The following is a 14,481-nucleotide window of genomic DNA, read 5'->3' on the forward strand; positions in this document are numbered from 1 at the left end:
TATGTTAACAGGATATACATTAGTATTTATTAAGCTAGCCCTTGGTATTTTAGCTCTCATTTTACAAATGAACTTGATGGGTAAGGGAAACTTGGCGCCGAACTCGGCTTTAGATCAGGTACAAAACTATGTACTAGGTGGTATTATTGGTGCTGTTATCTACAGTGAAAGCATCGGCATCTTACAATTCTTCCTGGTATTGATTGCTTGGACGATTGTAGTTATGGGCTTACGTTTTCTTAGCGCTCATGTGCGATGGATTAAGACACTTATTGATGGACGACCTAGCATTGTCATTGATCGGGGAAAGATTCGTGTTGGAGAATGTTTGAAACGTGGTCTTCGTGGCAGTGATTTGCAGTTGAAACTTCGGAGCGCAGGGGTTACCCTTGTGAGTGATGTACGCCGTGCTGTGCTAGAGCAAAATGGTCAATTAACGCTGGTCATGAATGGTGACGATATCATTCGCTACCCTGTTATTGTAGATGGCGTAGTAGATCCAGATATTCTAGACCTAGCCGATAAAGACATGGCTTGGTTGGAAGAAGAAGTGCGAGATCAAGGATATTCCATTAGGGATATCTATGTAGGAGAATACTTCAAAGGAGATTTAATCCTGCACCCCTATGAAGGGCATCGAGTATAGTCCCATTGTATGTTAGAATAGAAGGGTGTATACTTGGAGCAGAAAGATATAAGAAGTTAGAGCATTCTTTCATAAACTCAAAAAAGGACGGTGGCAGCCGTCCTTTTTTCTTTCTATTTTCTACTCTTGTAATACTTCAGAATTGCATATGTCAAAAAATAACAATCAATCCTTGTAGAATAGGGACAAGAAAACTAGTACATATAAAGGGATACTTAAGAGATAATTATCAAATTAATTCTGTTATAATAATAGCATCTAATGTATAGCACAATTTATGATGGATTAGGTATATACCCTTGAATAGGGATAGAAAAACATGTATAATGATAGGGTAATAGCATTGGAATATGACAGTTCTATGGGGCTTGTGCAAGGAGAGCCTGTGAACCATGTCAGGCCTTGATTGGAGCAGCATTAAGCGGTCACTCTCTTGTGCCACGAGGAAACCTATAGGGCTGTCAGATTCGAGTGCTATGGTAAAGCAGCTAGCTTAGCTGCTTTTTTTCATATCTTAAGGGAAAGGAGGGGCTATGAGTTATTTAGCGTTATATAGACGATGGAGACCGAAACAGTTTACAGATGTTGTGGGTCAACATCATGTGTCGGATACATTACAACGAGCTATTCGTGAAGATAAAGTGGCCCATGCCTATTTATTTGCTGGTCCTAGAGGTACGGGCAAAACGAGTATGGCAAAAATATTTGCGCGCGCTATTAACTGTGAACAGGGACCTACAGATACACCTTGTGGTCAGTGTGAATCGTGCCAGCAAATGTTACAAGGACAAGCCTTGGATGTGATCGAAATTGATGCGGCTTCCAATCGAGGTATTGATGAAGTGCGTGCCTTGCGGGAACAGGTGAACTTTTTGCCTGTAGTAGGTCATAAAAAAGTATTTATCATTGATGAAGCACACATGCTCACCAATGAAGCATGGAATGCCTTGTTGAAAACTATCGAGGAACCGCCAAGTCATGTGATGTTCATTTTTGCCACAACAGAATCGGAGAAATTACCGGTTACTATTTTATCTCGTTGTCAGCGTTATACATTCCGCCGTATCACAGCAAAAGATATTACAGCCCATTTATTGCATGTGGCGAAGGAAAGCAATATCTCTCTTGACCCTGCGGCGGCACAAGTGATTGCAGTCCATGCAGATGGTGGGTTACGGGATGCCTTGAGTATTCTGGATCAATGTTCCGGTATGACCTCAGATATGATTACAGCTCCTTTAGTAGAATCTATGATTGGTTTAGTGAGCAAATCCTGGGTGCTAACTATGGTAGATATATTGAAATCCGGTAATGGAGCGGCTTTACTGCAAGCTGTAGATGAAGCGCTACAAATGGGTCGTGATGCTCGCCAAATTGTAACGGCCTTAGTAGAACATCTGCGAGCTATGATTGTGGCGAAAGTATTACCTGAGGCAGAAGAGTTATTGGCTTATGATACGCATAAAGAGCGATTATTGGCGCAGGCCAATGCGTTATCTATGGAGGAGATAGGACGCTATATCAATGTATTACAAACGGTGCAAAATAATGCAAAGCAAGTGGATAACCCTAGGGTCATTGTAGAAATGGGATTGCTTTCACTATTACAATTGGGAGGAGGCACTTACCAAACCTTGGAAGGTCGCATGACGACGATGGAACAGTTTGTGAATCGTCAAGAAGATACATTGCTCCAAAAGTTGAATGAGTGGGCGGAACAACGACCTGTAGTTGCCAGCTCTGTAGTAGAACCTGCACCACCTGTGGCGGATACGGATGTATATGATGGTGTCTTGGAGGATATTCCTCATCCAGTAGAGGATGAGGTGTTGTTGCCACCTGTCTCACCAGTGAGAGCTAGAACTGTAAAAGCAACATCCCCGTTACCACCGCCTCGTGTAGCTAAAGTGGCCGATTCTGTTGGTAAAAGCTCCTTGCCACCACCATTACCGAAGAAAGCATCTCCATCGGTAAAGCCTAAAACGGCGATATTTGACACGGCGCAAGAGCTAACTGTAGGACAGGGGATGGTCAGTCCTCATGAATATAGCACGATTTTAGCAAACGTGATAAAATGGTTGAGAGGCAAGAACTATGGATTGCTAAATACGATCTATCAGCAAGGAACCTTGGTGTACTTAGATCAAGAGCAAGCTATCTTGGTGTTTCCTACACCAATTGCAGGGCCTATTCTGGTGCAACCGCAACATGTAGAATGTGGGAAGAAAGCGTTTCAACAAGTGATAGGACGGCCGATTGTGGTGAAAGCCATCGATAAGAAGGACCCTAAACTGCAGGTATACTTAGAGGCAGCAAAATCCTTTGGAGGGGCTTCACAACAAAGCGGACAGTGGCAGGTACAACCAATGGTAACGACTCCTGTGGGGAAAGGTACTAAAGAAGCTGAAGGGATAGGACGACCAATTGTTGCGGCGCAAGAAACGACACCGGTGACAGCTGATGAGGAGATGCCAACTGTATCTGTAGAAACGTCGAGGCCTGATAGTGGAAAACCTACTTATGTAGGGACAAACACCACTTCAAAGGTAGGCGCCGGTAGCGACCCTACCAATGTAGATGGCATTATTGATGATTTTCTCACAGTCTATGAGAATCCAGAGGAAGTATTAAACCCCTACTATCAAGAAATGGGGAAAGGCATGCTTTCAGAAGAAGACATAGACGAGATACGAACATTGCCGAAATGGTCTTCAGCCGAGGCCAGTGATGAAGAAAAACAAGAAACTCTACTCTATGATGCTTTACAACACATGGAGGCTAGCGGGTATGATATTTATGTGAAAGAAGTAGACGATTTGTCTAAGTAATGAAGGAGGTTCACTATGTTTGGTGGCGGTAATATGCAAGGTATGTTGAAAAAAGTTCAAAAAATGCAAAAGGATATGGAAAAAGCACAAGAAGAAATTAAAAACACCGTGGTAGAAGCATCTATCGGTGGTGGTGCCGTATCTGTAACAATGAATGGAGAACAAGAAGTATTGTCCATTAAAATTGCTCCTGCTGCAGTAGATCCAGAAGATGTGGAAGCATTAGAAGATTTAATCTTAGCAGCTGTCAATGAAGCGAACCGTAAAGCAAAAGAAGTGGCAGAGAAAAAATTAGGGGCTGTCACAGGAAACTTGAAACTTCCTGGAATGCCAGGTATGTTCTAATATGACAAATCCTTTAGAACGATTAGTAGAAGAGTTGCGTCGCCTACCAGGGGTGGGGGCTAAATCGGCTAGACGATTAGCATACCATCTCATTGAGGCAGATGCAGAAGATGTACAACGCTTGGTAGAAACCATCCTTGCAGCGAAAGAAGCCACACATAGATGTTCCCAATGCTTTAATTTATCTGCTCAAGATCCTTGTGAATTTTGTGCGAGCTCTAAAAGGGACAGATCGATGATTTGTGTGGTGGAAACATCCCGTGATGTCATCGCCATCGAACGTAGTGGTGACTATAAAGGGTTATACCATGTGTTGGAAGGGGCTTTGTCCCCTATTGATGGGGTAGGCGTAGAAGACATCCGCTTGAAAGAGCTCATGTTGCGCCTTCAAGATAATACAGTGCAAGAGGTTATCATCGCCACAGATCCTGATGTAGAAGGGGAAGCAACGGCTCTATATATTGCTCGATTATTGCAACCTACGGGGATTAAGGTCACTCGTATTGCCCGTGGTATTCCCGTGGGTGGGGATATTGAATACGCTGATGAGGTGACCTTGAGCGGTGCTGTATTACATCGTCAAGAAATGAGGTAATGATGGATTACATATTACAAGCTGTAGTAGCTGTTGTTGTAGCTTGGATGATTATTAAGGTAGCATGGTTTACTATCAAACGGGTAGCAACCAATGTCTTTTTAGGTATGATTACCTATGCAGTGATTACAGAAGTATTCCATATTCCCTTGGATATGAATATTATGTTGTGGGCACTAACAGCCGTGTTAGGTCCTATACCAGTGCTAGGGTTAGCGTACTTTCATTGGTAAAATAAGGAGCAACTATGCAATCAAATACTGTGGTACTTAATGACATTCAACAACAAGTTGTACAGGAATTAGATAGAAATATTGTATTGCTAGCTTCTGCAGGAACGGGAAAAACAAATACATTGTCCTATCGGGTGGCACATATCTTGGAAACGGGACGTGCCACTGGGGATCAAATTTTGTGTTTAACATTTACGAATAAAGCGTGTCGTGAAATGAAAGAACGCATGATTGCGATTGTAGGGCAAGAGGCACAAGCTGTGAAAGTATCTACATTTCACAGCTTTTGTTATACCATTTTGCAAGAAGAAGCAAAATTACAAGAAGATTTGTTTAAAGAATTTCTCATCTTTGACGAAGAAGATGTAGAGGAATTATTGAGTGAATGTTTGCCAAATATTGTGAAAGCCTATAGTGAAGAGCATGGTTTTATGGCATTTAAAATACATGCCAAAACGATTCGTGAGGTTATCAGCGAAGTGAAAGAGCATCAATCGAAGTATCAATATTATTCTGCTAATATACAAGAGGATTACGCACGGACAATCAAGCGTATGCAACGGGAACAGTCCGTTTGGTATAGCATCATGTCAGAAGATACTGCCGAATTTTTAGAAGAAAAAGGGCTACAAGTATTGATGGAATACGAATGGCGATTACGTTCGTTGAATGGGCTAGATTTTGCAGATTTAATTACGAGGGTACACCAAATCTTTCAGCGCCCTGAGGTAGCTAATCGTTGGCGTCAGCGCTATTCCTATATTGCAGTAGATGAAATGCAAGACACTAGCGAGTTAGAATATGAAGTGATGAACACCATGTGGAAGGGTAACCATATCTTGCTCTGTGGGGATTACTTTCAAACTATTTATGAATGGCGTGGTTCTAATCCGATTACATTAATCGATCGGTATCGCAGAGAGTATAACCCCATAGAATTAGTGTTTGATACAAACTATCGGTCTAATCAGATGCTGTTTAAGGGAGCTTTTTCCATGTTGAAAGATATGTTCCCTCAACGGGTGCGAGAGTTGTATCAAAAAGAACCGAAAGCGATAGCCATACAGCAAGGTGAGCCTATTTCGATATATGCTGCTGCAGATGCTCAGGATGAGGCTAGGTATATATTTCAATCTATTCAACAGCTGAGAATTGGCGAAGAGATGCCTCCTGTAGGAATTTTGGTGCGCACCAATAAACAGGCTATACAATTGAGTGAGTATTTTAAACGATGTAATCGATCCTTGCCAGAAGAGAAACAATTGAAGTTTATTTTGGCAGATGAATTAAAATTTTTCCGACGTTTGGAAATCAAGGATGTATTGGCATTTTTTAAATGCTTAGTGAACCCTTGGGATTTGATGAGTACAAAACGGATCATTCGAACCTTTGTCAAAGGAGTTGGTGATAAGCGCATAGAGGAATTAGAAAGCACAGCAGTGAGAAAAACTGGGTTGCGGATCACCGATTTTATGAGCACAAATATCTTTACACGAGAGCCTTATGAGCAATTAGAAAAAGGGCTAGTGACTAAAGATATCATTGTATTTGATGTGGAAACGACAGGTGTAAATATCATGGAAGATCGCATTGTGCAGATGGCAGCTATCCGCATCGATGAAGAAGGCAATACCATTGATACCTTCGAACGATTTATCAATCCCGGCGTGCCTGTAGGGGATTCAGAATTAGTCCATGGCTTTAGTGATGCGCACTTACAAAAGGTTGGTGGTGATGCACGAACTGTACTGGAAGCATTCAGACAGTTTGCTGATGGGTCCATGATTGTCGGTCATAATGTGCAGTACGATATGAGCATATTAGAGCAAGAGTGTAGCCGACATGGTGTAGCTATGCCAAGGGTACAAGCCATCTATGATACCTTAGATATATACCGTAGGTTCTATCCGAATTTGCCGAACCATAAACTAGAATTTTTAAGTGGATACTTTCCCATTGATCATCAGTCCACTCATAATGCCATGGACGATATTATAGCGACGGGTAAATTATTGGTGTATGCAATGAAAGAAAATATCCTTCCTACGAAAGCACAGCGTATGGCATTTATAAATAAATATAGAGATACATTTGCCAATATTGCTGCCTCTATGGATACTTTACGAAGTAAGTGGACTACGAGTAAACCTACAGAAATTCTTACCTATATTATGAAAGATATGGGCCTAGTGGAGCATTATCAGAAAAAAGTAAAAGAAGATCCCACTGGGGAACGTAGATTAACTAGTATTCGCGAACTATACCGCATCATGAAAGAGTTAGAAGCGGAACATTCACATTATGTAGGACGTGATGGTGTGAAAGAGATATTGGAAATCTCGGCCCTTCACTCGGGAGAGGGCATGTTTCGACGGAAAGGAGATAGCCGTATTCCCATCATTACGGTCCATCAAGCCAAAGGCAGTGAATTTGAGTATGTCTTTATTGCTAGCGCACATGATGGAGGACTTCCCTTCTACTTTGCCGTTAAAGATGGTAAATTAGAAGAAGAAAAACGTATTTTCTATGTGGCGTTAACCCGTGCTAAGAAACACTTGACCATTACCTATGCAAAGGTTAATGCAAATGGGTATTGGCAACAACCAAGTCGATTCTTATCGTCCATTCCAGAAGAATTTATAAAGCGGTTGGGCTCATCATAAAGATATGGGAATTTGTAGGGAATAACTACCCCAATGTTTTCAATCTATGCTATAATAAAGTGTAAATAGTGTACGTTAGGCGCCTATTTACGAAGGTAATACTAATAATGGAAGAACTTTTAGAGCGATGACTTAATGTAGTCATTACGATAGAAAGTTCTATGATGTAATGGAGGCAATTCATATGGGAACCAATGTAGCAACAAGTATGGTAATTGGCACACAATGGGGCGATGAAGGTAAAGGTAAAATCGTTGATTATTTATCTGAACGCGCTGATGTGGTAGTACGTAGCCAAGGTGGTAATAATGCAGGTCATACAGTAGTCGTAGATGGTAAATCTTTCGCATTGCGTTTATTGCCTAGCGGTATTCTTTACGATGATAAAATGAATATCATTGGTACTGGTGTCGTTGTGGACCCTAAGGTATTGTTGGAAGAAATTGTAAACCTTGAAAAAGAAGGTAAAAGTGCAAAATCCTTATATATTTCTGACCGTGCTCACGTGATTTTACCGTATCATAATCGTTTAGATGAAGCGGAAGAATCTGTGAAAGGCGATGCTAAAATCGGTACTACAAAAAATGGTATCGGTCCATGCTATGCAGATAAAGTCAATCGTATTGGCATTCGCATTTGCGATTTAATGGATCCAGTTGTATTTGAGAAGAAACTTAACTTCAACGTAGAATTGAAAAATAAAATGTTAACAGCCGTATATGGTTTTGAGCCAGTTAACTTTGAAGAAATTTTAAAAGATTACTTAGGCTATGCAGAACAATTACGTCCATTTGTAAAAGATACAAACTTTGCCGTGATTGATGCTATCAAATCTGGTAAAAAAGTATTGTTTGAAGGGGCCCAAGCAACGATGCTTGACCTTGATCATGGTACATATCCATTCGTAACTAGCTCTCATCCAGTAGCAGGCGGTGCGTCTGTGGGCGCTGGTGTAGGTCCTAACTACTTAAAAAATATCTTTGGCGTAGTAAAAGCATACTCTACTCGTGTTGGTGAAGGGCCATTCCCTTCTGAACTATTAGATGAAACTGGTGAATACCTTCGTAAAACAGGCCATGAGTTCGGTACTGTTACAGGTCGTTCCCGTCGTTGTGGTTGGTTGGACTTGTCCGTAGTATCCTATGGCGCAGCATTGAACAGCTTAGATTACTTGGCGATTACTCGTTTAGATATCCTAGATGGTTTAGATGAAGTTAAAATCTGCGTAGGTTATACTCGCAATGGTGAGCCTGTACAAGGATTCCCTGCTAGCTTAGATGTATTAGCAGAATGTGAACCAGTATACGAAACATTCCCAGGTTGGAAAACAGATATTTCCGGTATCCGCAAGTATGAAGAATTACCAGAAGCAGCACGTCGTTATGTCGAACGCATTGCAGAAGTAACTGGCGTACAAGTAGGTATTGTATCTGTAGGTCCTGGTCGTGATCAAACGATTGACTTAGTGAATGTATTTGCTTAATCGCAATGAACCATGTAGAGACCCGTTTTGGGTCTCTATTTTATTTATGGCAGATTGATGTGTATTTGAAAGTAAGGAGCCCCGCGATGAAACGATTGTCCATAGCACTCTCTCAGGATGTGACAGAACTGTTGAAAGAGTACATAACATATCCTACGGTGGATGTGGAGACGGCAGACTTTACGGAGGTGTCTGCCATTGTGGTCAGTGATACGTATGTTAAAGATGTGGTTCACCATCCACAGGTGCAAGCCTTTTCCATTCCTCTCTTTGTAATCACAAAAGATGGAGATGCTCTTATTAAAGCTGGTGATGATTTGCCGAACATGAAAATATATACAGCACATAGACTCGATGAATCCATACTAGCAGAGGATGTTGAGACGGCAGCCATACGCTATGAATATGGGGTGTTGCCACCATTTTTTAGGGCCTTATCTAAGTATTCTACCAATGGCAATCTTCAATTTGATTGTCCCGGACATCAAGGGGGTGACTTCTTTAAAAGACATCCCGCAGGGCATGCTTTTTATGATTTCTATGGCCCTAATATATTTACCAGTGATTTATGCAATGCAGATGTGAAATTAGGAGACTTACTCATTCATGAAGGACCTGCTTGTGATGCACAACAGCATGCAGCGGATGTATTCAATGCGGATAAAACCTATTTTGTATTGAATGGTACCTCTTCCGCCAATAAAATGGTTCTCAATGCCTTGTTGGCACCAGGAGATGTGGTGCTCTATGATAGAAATAACCATAAGTCTATTTCTCATGGTGCTTTAGTGCAAGCGGGGGCGATACCAGTGTACTTGGAAACGGCACGAAATCCATTTGGATCCATCGGTGGGATTCTAGATCATTGCTTTGAAGAAAGCTATATCCGTCAGTTAGTGGCGCAAAGAGATCCAGAGAAAGCAAAGGAAGAACGGCCTATTCGGTTGGCAGTGATTCAGCTAGGTACCTATGATGGTACTATTTATAATGCACGACAAGTGGTAGATCGGATTGGACATCTTTGTGATTATATTTTGTTTGATTCTGCTTGGGTAGGATACGAACAATTTATTCCTATGATGAAAGATTGCAGTCCTTTATTATTAGAATTAGGACCAAATGATCCGGGTATTCTCGTGACGCAATCAGTACATAAGCAACAAGCGGGCTTTTCTCAAGCCTCTCAGGTGCATAAAAAAGACAGACACATCAAAGGACAAGCGCGGTATGTAAACCATAAACGGATGAACAATGCCTTTATGATGCATGCCTCTACATCGCCCTTTTATCCCTTGTTTGCATCCTTAGATGTGAATGCTAAAATGCATGAAGGATTAGGTGGTCAATTTCTGTGGAAAGAGTGTGTGAAAGTGGCCATCGAGGCTCGTAAATCAGTGCTAACACGATGTCAGTACATACGACCACTAGTGCCACCTATGGTGCATGGTCAACGTTGGGAAGACGGTAATACGGAACGCATGGCAGAGGACCTATCCTACTTCCGTTTTGAACCGAATGGAAAATGGCACTCCTTCCAAGGCTATGGAGAGAACCAATACTTCATTGACCCTTGTAAGTTTCAACTGATTACACCTGGTATTGATGTAGAAACAGGAGACTATGAATCTTTTGGTATACCGGCTACGATTTTGGCGCATTACTTGCGAGATCGCCATATCATCCCAGAGAAATGCGATTTAAATACCATATTATTCTTAATGACACCAGCGGAAACAAAGAAAAAGATGGATCAATTAGTATCTCATTTAGTGGAGTTTGAAAGGCTCATCGATAGAGATGCTCCGTTGGAAGAAGTATTGCCCTATGTGTATCATCAACACTGGAAGGCCTATGATGGATGTACAATTCGTCAACTTTGCCAAGAAATGCATGATTTTTATAAAGATCGTAATGTGAGTGATTTACAACGGAAATTATTTTTACAAGAGTGTTTTCCTGATTATGTAAAATCACCGCAAGAAGCGAACTTTGATTTTGTTCGAGGCCATGGCGAGTTAGTGCCTGTGTCTGAGGTAGTGGGGCGTATGGCGTTAGAAGGAGCCTTGCCATATCCACCAGGAGTGCTCTGTGTACAGCCAGGTGAGCGCTGGTCAGAGACGGCACGAGATTATTTCTTAGCCTTAGAAGAAGGGATTAATCGATTGCCTGGCTTTGCCCCAGAAATTCAAGGGGTGTACTTGCAAGAGCAAGAGGATGGCACTAAAAAAGCCTTTGCCTATGTTTTACAAAAGTCCTATGAATCGCGATAGTATAGAGGATTCTATATATAAATTTGTACTCACAATGAATAGAAATGGTGTATCGTACTTGTATGATACACCGTTTTTATATATACTTGTATATGAATGCATAAAACTATTTCATAGCGTGTAGACCGTACAGAATGCCTATAGGCTATAAAGTAGTTATAGATACAAATATTCTTACATAGGTATAGGAAACTTGAGCGAAAAGCTCGCTAGATTAAATAGGAGTGTATATGTTAATACAAGATAAACATGCAGTAGAGCAACGGTTGTTAATTCAATCGGCCATACTCATGTCATTTGTGGCTATAGGGGGCACTATGATGGGGGTCTTTAGCGGATCTAGTGCCATCTTGTTAGATGGGGTCGTGTCCTTTATTGCTGTGATTATTAAAGTGATGATGATCATCACATCCCGATTAGTATCAAATGAAACAAGCAAACGCTTTCAGTTTGGCTATTGGCAGTTTGAACCCTTAGTGTTGATTGCAGAAGGTAGTTTTACCTTGTTGATCGTAAGCTATGCCTTTTTATCAGGACTGACGGATTTATTGGGTGGCGGTCGTGCTGTTCATGTGGGACCTGCTATCATCTATGCTACAATTTTTACCATTGCTGATACGTGCTATTATTTCTATGTGCACCAAATCAATAAAAAATTACAATCTAATTTGGTAAAATTCGATAATATTAGCTGGTCCATCGATGCTATGTTAGAAGCTGGGATTTTAGTTAGCTTTTTAGTGGCTTTTGGGCTAGAACATTTTGGCTATGCAGAATGGGCGGTCTACGTGGATCCTATTGTGCTCATTATTTTATCGTTACAAATGATGCCGTCTGCTTTAAAAATTATCATTCCATCGGTGAAACAAATTATGGGTGTAGCGCCTTTGAAATTACATAATCGAATCCAATTTATTATGGATTCTTTCATGGAAAAGTATAAATTTAAAGATTATGTCACTAGTGTACAAGCCTATGGGAATGTAAAAATGATTGAAATTGATATTTTAATTCCTAAGAATTTCCCAAAACAAACCATTGTAGAATTAGATGAAATTCGCAATGAAATTGACCTTGCCATTGGTGGTGACCCTGCAGAGAAATGGGTGACGATCACATTTACAGCTACGAAAAAGTGGATGGCAAAAGATTATTTATTAGATGAAGAAGATGAAGATTGAGATTAATAACTATCTTCCGATGAGGAGACAACAGTGGATTATGTATTGACCATCATGGAGACATATGGGTATGCAGCCATGTTTATTTGCATGGTGCTAGAAAATGCGAACATTCCGATTCCTAGTGAAATTATTTTAGGGTTCGCAGGGTATTTAGTATTTCAAGGCGTATTTGATTTGAATACAGCTATTATTGTAGGTGTTGTAGCGGGTATTGTGGGTTCTGTATTATCCTATTGGCTAGGGGAATATGGTGGCAGACCTGTATTGATGAAATATGGGAAATATATCTTATTTAGTGAAGATAAATTTGGTGCTGCAGAAAAATTGTTCAATCGCTATGGTGGTGCCGCTGTGTTTATTGGCCGTTTATTACCGGGGGTGCGTACATTTATTTCCTTCCCTGCAGGAGTGGCTAAATATCCGATGACCCCCTTTGTGATTTGGACTACTTTGGGCACAATCCCTTGGACTATCTTGCTAGTTTGGCTAGGTATGAAATTAGGAGAACATTGGAAAGACTTGATTGAGTATAATCATGAACTATTAATTGCTATGATTGTAGTGTTTATAGTGGTAGCTGTAGTATATGGTTTGAAATATTGGAAACGTCGTAAACAATAGGGAGATGCTTATGAAATTACATCGTGTAACCTATGTAGTATTTCTCTTTTTCTTAGGAGTTTATGTACTAGGGAACCATCTATTACCAGTGTCGGATCCAGTAGAGTCGAATTACGCTTTAACCGCAAAAGAGATGGTCCTTTCCGGAGATTGGTTGTCCCCACAAATTTATGGGCACTATTGGTTTGATAAACCAATTATGATTTATTGGCTATTAAGTTTGTCCTATTCTGTATTCGGTATGACAGACTTTGCAGCACGTTTTCCGTCAGGTCTTTTTGGGGCTTTATCAGTGGCTATGGTTTACCAAGGGGTGCGCACCCTAACAGGGCAACGATTAGGCGCTTTGTTATCAGCATTCATATTAGGCACATCTCTCATCGTATGGACCATTGCCCATGGTATCATCACAGATATGGTGTTGTTATTTGCCACGGTAGGTACCTTTTATTACGCCTATCGTGGACTACTAGTTAAGAATCCATGGTATATGGCAGTAGCCTATGGCTTTGCGGGGATTGCAGTATTGACGAAAGGCCCTGTAGGGCTGGTATTACCGGGATTGTTGTTCCTGATTTATGCAGGGGTTAAACGATCTTGGTCTATGGTGAAAGCATTATTTCCATGGCAAGGTATCCTCATATTCTTAGCTATAGTCTTGCCTTGGTATGGATATATGTACCATACTCATGGTATGGAATTTATCAATGGGTTTTTAGGACTTCATAATATAACGAGAGCAACCCAATCTGAACATCCCGAGGTAAATCATTGGTGGTATTATCTACCTATTTTCCTAGGGGGCTCTCTCCCTTGGACGGGGGCTATTCTATATGGCATGTATCGGGGTTGGAAAACACGAACTGATGCCTATCTATATACCATGATTATGGGCTGGGGAACGATTTTGTTCTATACAATGATGGCCACGAAATATCCAACCTATGCTTTTATTTCCGCCATTCCTTTTAGTCTATTAGGGGCTTATGGGGTGATTTCTTTGAAAGATGCTAGTCACCGTGCTTGGTGGTGGGTATTAGGACCGACTTTAGTGTTATGGTGGGTTCTTGGGATTGGAACATTCTTTGCACCGTGGGGCTTTTGGTGGATTCTTCGAGCTGTTGTCGTAGTCCTTACCTTATTCCTAGGGGGGTGTTATTGGTACCGGAAACGATTGATGATGCCTTTCACAGTGGGGATGGGTACCTTGATAGTACTAGGTATTGTGCTTATGGAAGGGTTGGTACCATTCTTGGGTTTGCGTTCTTCTGTGACCTATCATGAACAGATACGCAGCTTTCATGGACCTGTGTATTATTATGGGGAATATGCGGCGTCAGTGCCGTATTATTTAGATGTGACACCAGTGCGAGTAGAGCCTAGTCCAGAACGATTGGCGAAGTATAATGTACAGCGCAGTGCGAAGTGGAACGGTAAGAATGTGATGCCTCAAATTGAGGAAGAAGAATTATTTAAACGCTTGCAATCTGGGGAACAGATGCTCATAATTACCAATAAAAATTATGGTAAAGAATTAGAGGAATCTTCAGTAGGTCAATATTTAGAACGTGATGAAAGTAGTCCTAAGGTAGTACTATTGCATTCCAAATAGT

11 protein-coding genes and 1 other RNA gene are annotated in these 14,481 nt (G+C 41.1%); all 12 read left to right on the forward strand.

The window, feature by feature from the left end:
- Window position 1 precedes the first annotated feature (1 nt).
- The 12 genes from HMPREF3032_RS07075 to HMPREF3032_RS07130 all read left to right on the forward strand — a co-directional run bounded on the left by HMPREF3032_RS07075 (window position 2) and on the right by HMPREF3032_RS07130 (window position 14,480).
- On the forward strand, window positions 2–646 hold the full coding sequence (locus HMPREF3032_RS07075) for a DUF421 domain-containing protein (RefSeq protein ID WP_062403522.1): 645 nt from the start codon (window positions 2–4) through the stop codon (window positions 644–646).
- A 337-nt stretch (window positions 647–983) separates the two neighbouring features.
- Window positions 984–1,124: signal recognition particle sRNA large type (ffs, locus tag HMPREF3032_RS07080), an RNA gene on the forward strand.
- Window positions 1,125–1,179: 55 nt separating this feature from the next.
- Window positions 1,180–3,474, forward strand: a complete 2,295-nt coding sequence (dnaX, locus tag HMPREF3032_RS07085) for a DNA polymerase III subunit gamma/tau (protein WP_062403525.1) — start codon at window positions 1,180–1,182, stop codon at window positions 3,472–3,474.
- Window positions 3,475–3,489: 15 nt separating this feature from the next.
- The gene (locus HMPREF3032_RS07090) at window positions 3,490–3,819 is read left to right on the forward strand and encodes a YbaB/EbfC family nucleoid-associated protein (RefSeq protein WP_009353175.1); all 330 of its coding nucleotides are present in this window, start codon (window positions 3,490–3,492) and stop codon (window positions 3,817–3,819) included.
- Window position 3,820: 1 nt separating this feature from the next.
- Window positions 3,821–4,414 (forward strand): recombination mediator RecR, encoded by a 594-nt coding sequence (recR, locus tag HMPREF3032_RS07095; protein ID WP_009353178.1) that lies wholly within the window; start codon window positions 3,821–3,823, stop codon window positions 4,412–4,414.
- Between the two features lie 2 nt (window positions 4,415–4,416).
- Window positions 4,417–4,647, forward strand: a complete 231-nt coding sequence (locus tag HMPREF3032_RS07100; protein WP_062403528.1) for a hypothetical protein — start codon at window positions 4,417–4,419, stop codon at window positions 4,645–4,647.
- Window positions 4,648–4,661: 14 nt separating this feature from the next.
- A complete protein-coding gene (locus HMPREF3032_RS07105; RefSeq protein ID WP_062403531.1) occupies window positions 4,662–7,310 on the forward strand; it encodes a 3'-5' exonuclease in 2,649 nt (882 codons plus the stop codon).
- A 184-nt stretch (window positions 7,311–7,494) separates the two neighbouring features.
- On the forward strand, window positions 7,495–8,793 hold the full coding sequence (locus HMPREF3032_RS07110; protein WP_062403534.1) for an adenylosuccinate synthase: 1,299 nt from the start codon (window positions 7,495–7,497) through the stop codon (window positions 8,791–8,793).
- 86 nt (window positions 8,794–8,879) lie between these two features.
- The gene (gene speC, locus HMPREF3032_RS07115) at window positions 8,880–11,063 is read left to right on the forward strand and encodes an ornithine decarboxylase (protein ID WP_072270777.1); all 2,184 of its coding nucleotides are present in this window, start codon (window positions 8,880–8,882) and stop codon (window positions 11,061–11,063) included.
- Window positions 11,064–11,293: 230 nt separating this feature from the next.
- Window positions 11,294–12,244: a cation diffusion facilitator family transporter gene (locus tag HMPREF3032_RS07120; protein ID WP_009353188.1), complete on the forward strand. Its 951-nt coding sequence runs from the start codon at window positions 11,294–11,296 to the stop codon at window positions 12,242–12,244.
- A gap of 54 nt (window positions 12,245–12,298) precedes the next feature.
- Window positions 12,299–12,868 (forward strand): DedA family protein, encoded by a 570-nt coding sequence (locus HMPREF3032_RS07125; protein WP_369813348.1) that lies wholly within the window; start codon window positions 12,299–12,301, stop codon window positions 12,866–12,868.
- A 10-nt stretch (window positions 12,869–12,878) separates the two neighbouring features.
- A complete protein-coding gene (locus HMPREF3032_RS07130; protein WP_062403538.1) occupies window positions 12,879–14,480 on the forward strand; it encodes an ArnT family glycosyltransferase in 1,602 nt (533 codons plus the stop codon).
- Window position 14,481: the final 1 nt, after the last annotated feature.

It is taken from the genome of Veillonella sp. DNF00869 (genome assembly GCF_001553345.1).
In the GTDB taxonomy this organism is placed as follows: Bacteria; Bacillota; Negativicutes; order Veillonellales; family Veillonellaceae; genus F0422.

Coding starts and splice junctions, on each gene's coding strand:
- HMPREF3032_RS07075 (WP_062403522.1), top strand. CDS start 2: ATGTTAACAGGATATACATTAGTATTTATTAAGCTAGCCCTTGGTATT.
- dnaX (WP_062403525.1), top strand. CDS start 1,180: ATGAGTTATTTAGCGTTATATAGACGATGGAGACCGAAACAGTTTACA.
- HMPREF3032_RS07090 (WP_009353175.1), top strand. CDS start 3,490: ATGTTTGGTGGCGGTAATATGCAAGGTATGTTGAAAAAAGTTCAAAAA.
- recR (WP_009353178.1), top strand. CDS start 3,821: ATGACAAATCCTTTAGAACGATTAGTAGAAGAGTTGCGTCGCCTACCA.
- HMPREF3032_RS07100 (WP_062403528.1), top strand. CDS start 4,417: ATGGATTACATATTACAAGCTGTAGTAGCTGTTGTTGTAGCTTGGATG.
- HMPREF3032_RS07105 (WP_062403531.1), top strand. CDS start 4,662: ATGCAATCAAATACTGTGGTACTTAATGACATTCAACAACAAGTTGTA.
- HMPREF3032_RS07110 (WP_062403534.1), top strand. CDS start 7,495: ATGGGAACCAATGTAGCAACAAGTATGGTAATTGGCACACAATGGGGC.
- speC (WP_072270777.1), top strand. CDS start 8,880: ATGAAACGATTGTCCATAGCACTCTCTCAGGATGTGACAGAACTGTTG.
- HMPREF3032_RS07120 (WP_009353188.1), top strand. CDS start 11,294: ATGTTAATACAAGATAAACATGCAGTAGAGCAACGGTTGTTAATTCAA.
- HMPREF3032_RS07125 (WP_369813348.1), top strand. CDS start 12,299: ATGGAGACATATGGGTATGCAGCCATGTTTATTTGCATGGTGCTAGAA.
- HMPREF3032_RS07130 (WP_062403538.1), top strand. CDS start 12,879: ATGAAATTACATCGTGTAACCTATGTAGTATTTCTCTTTTTCTTAGGA.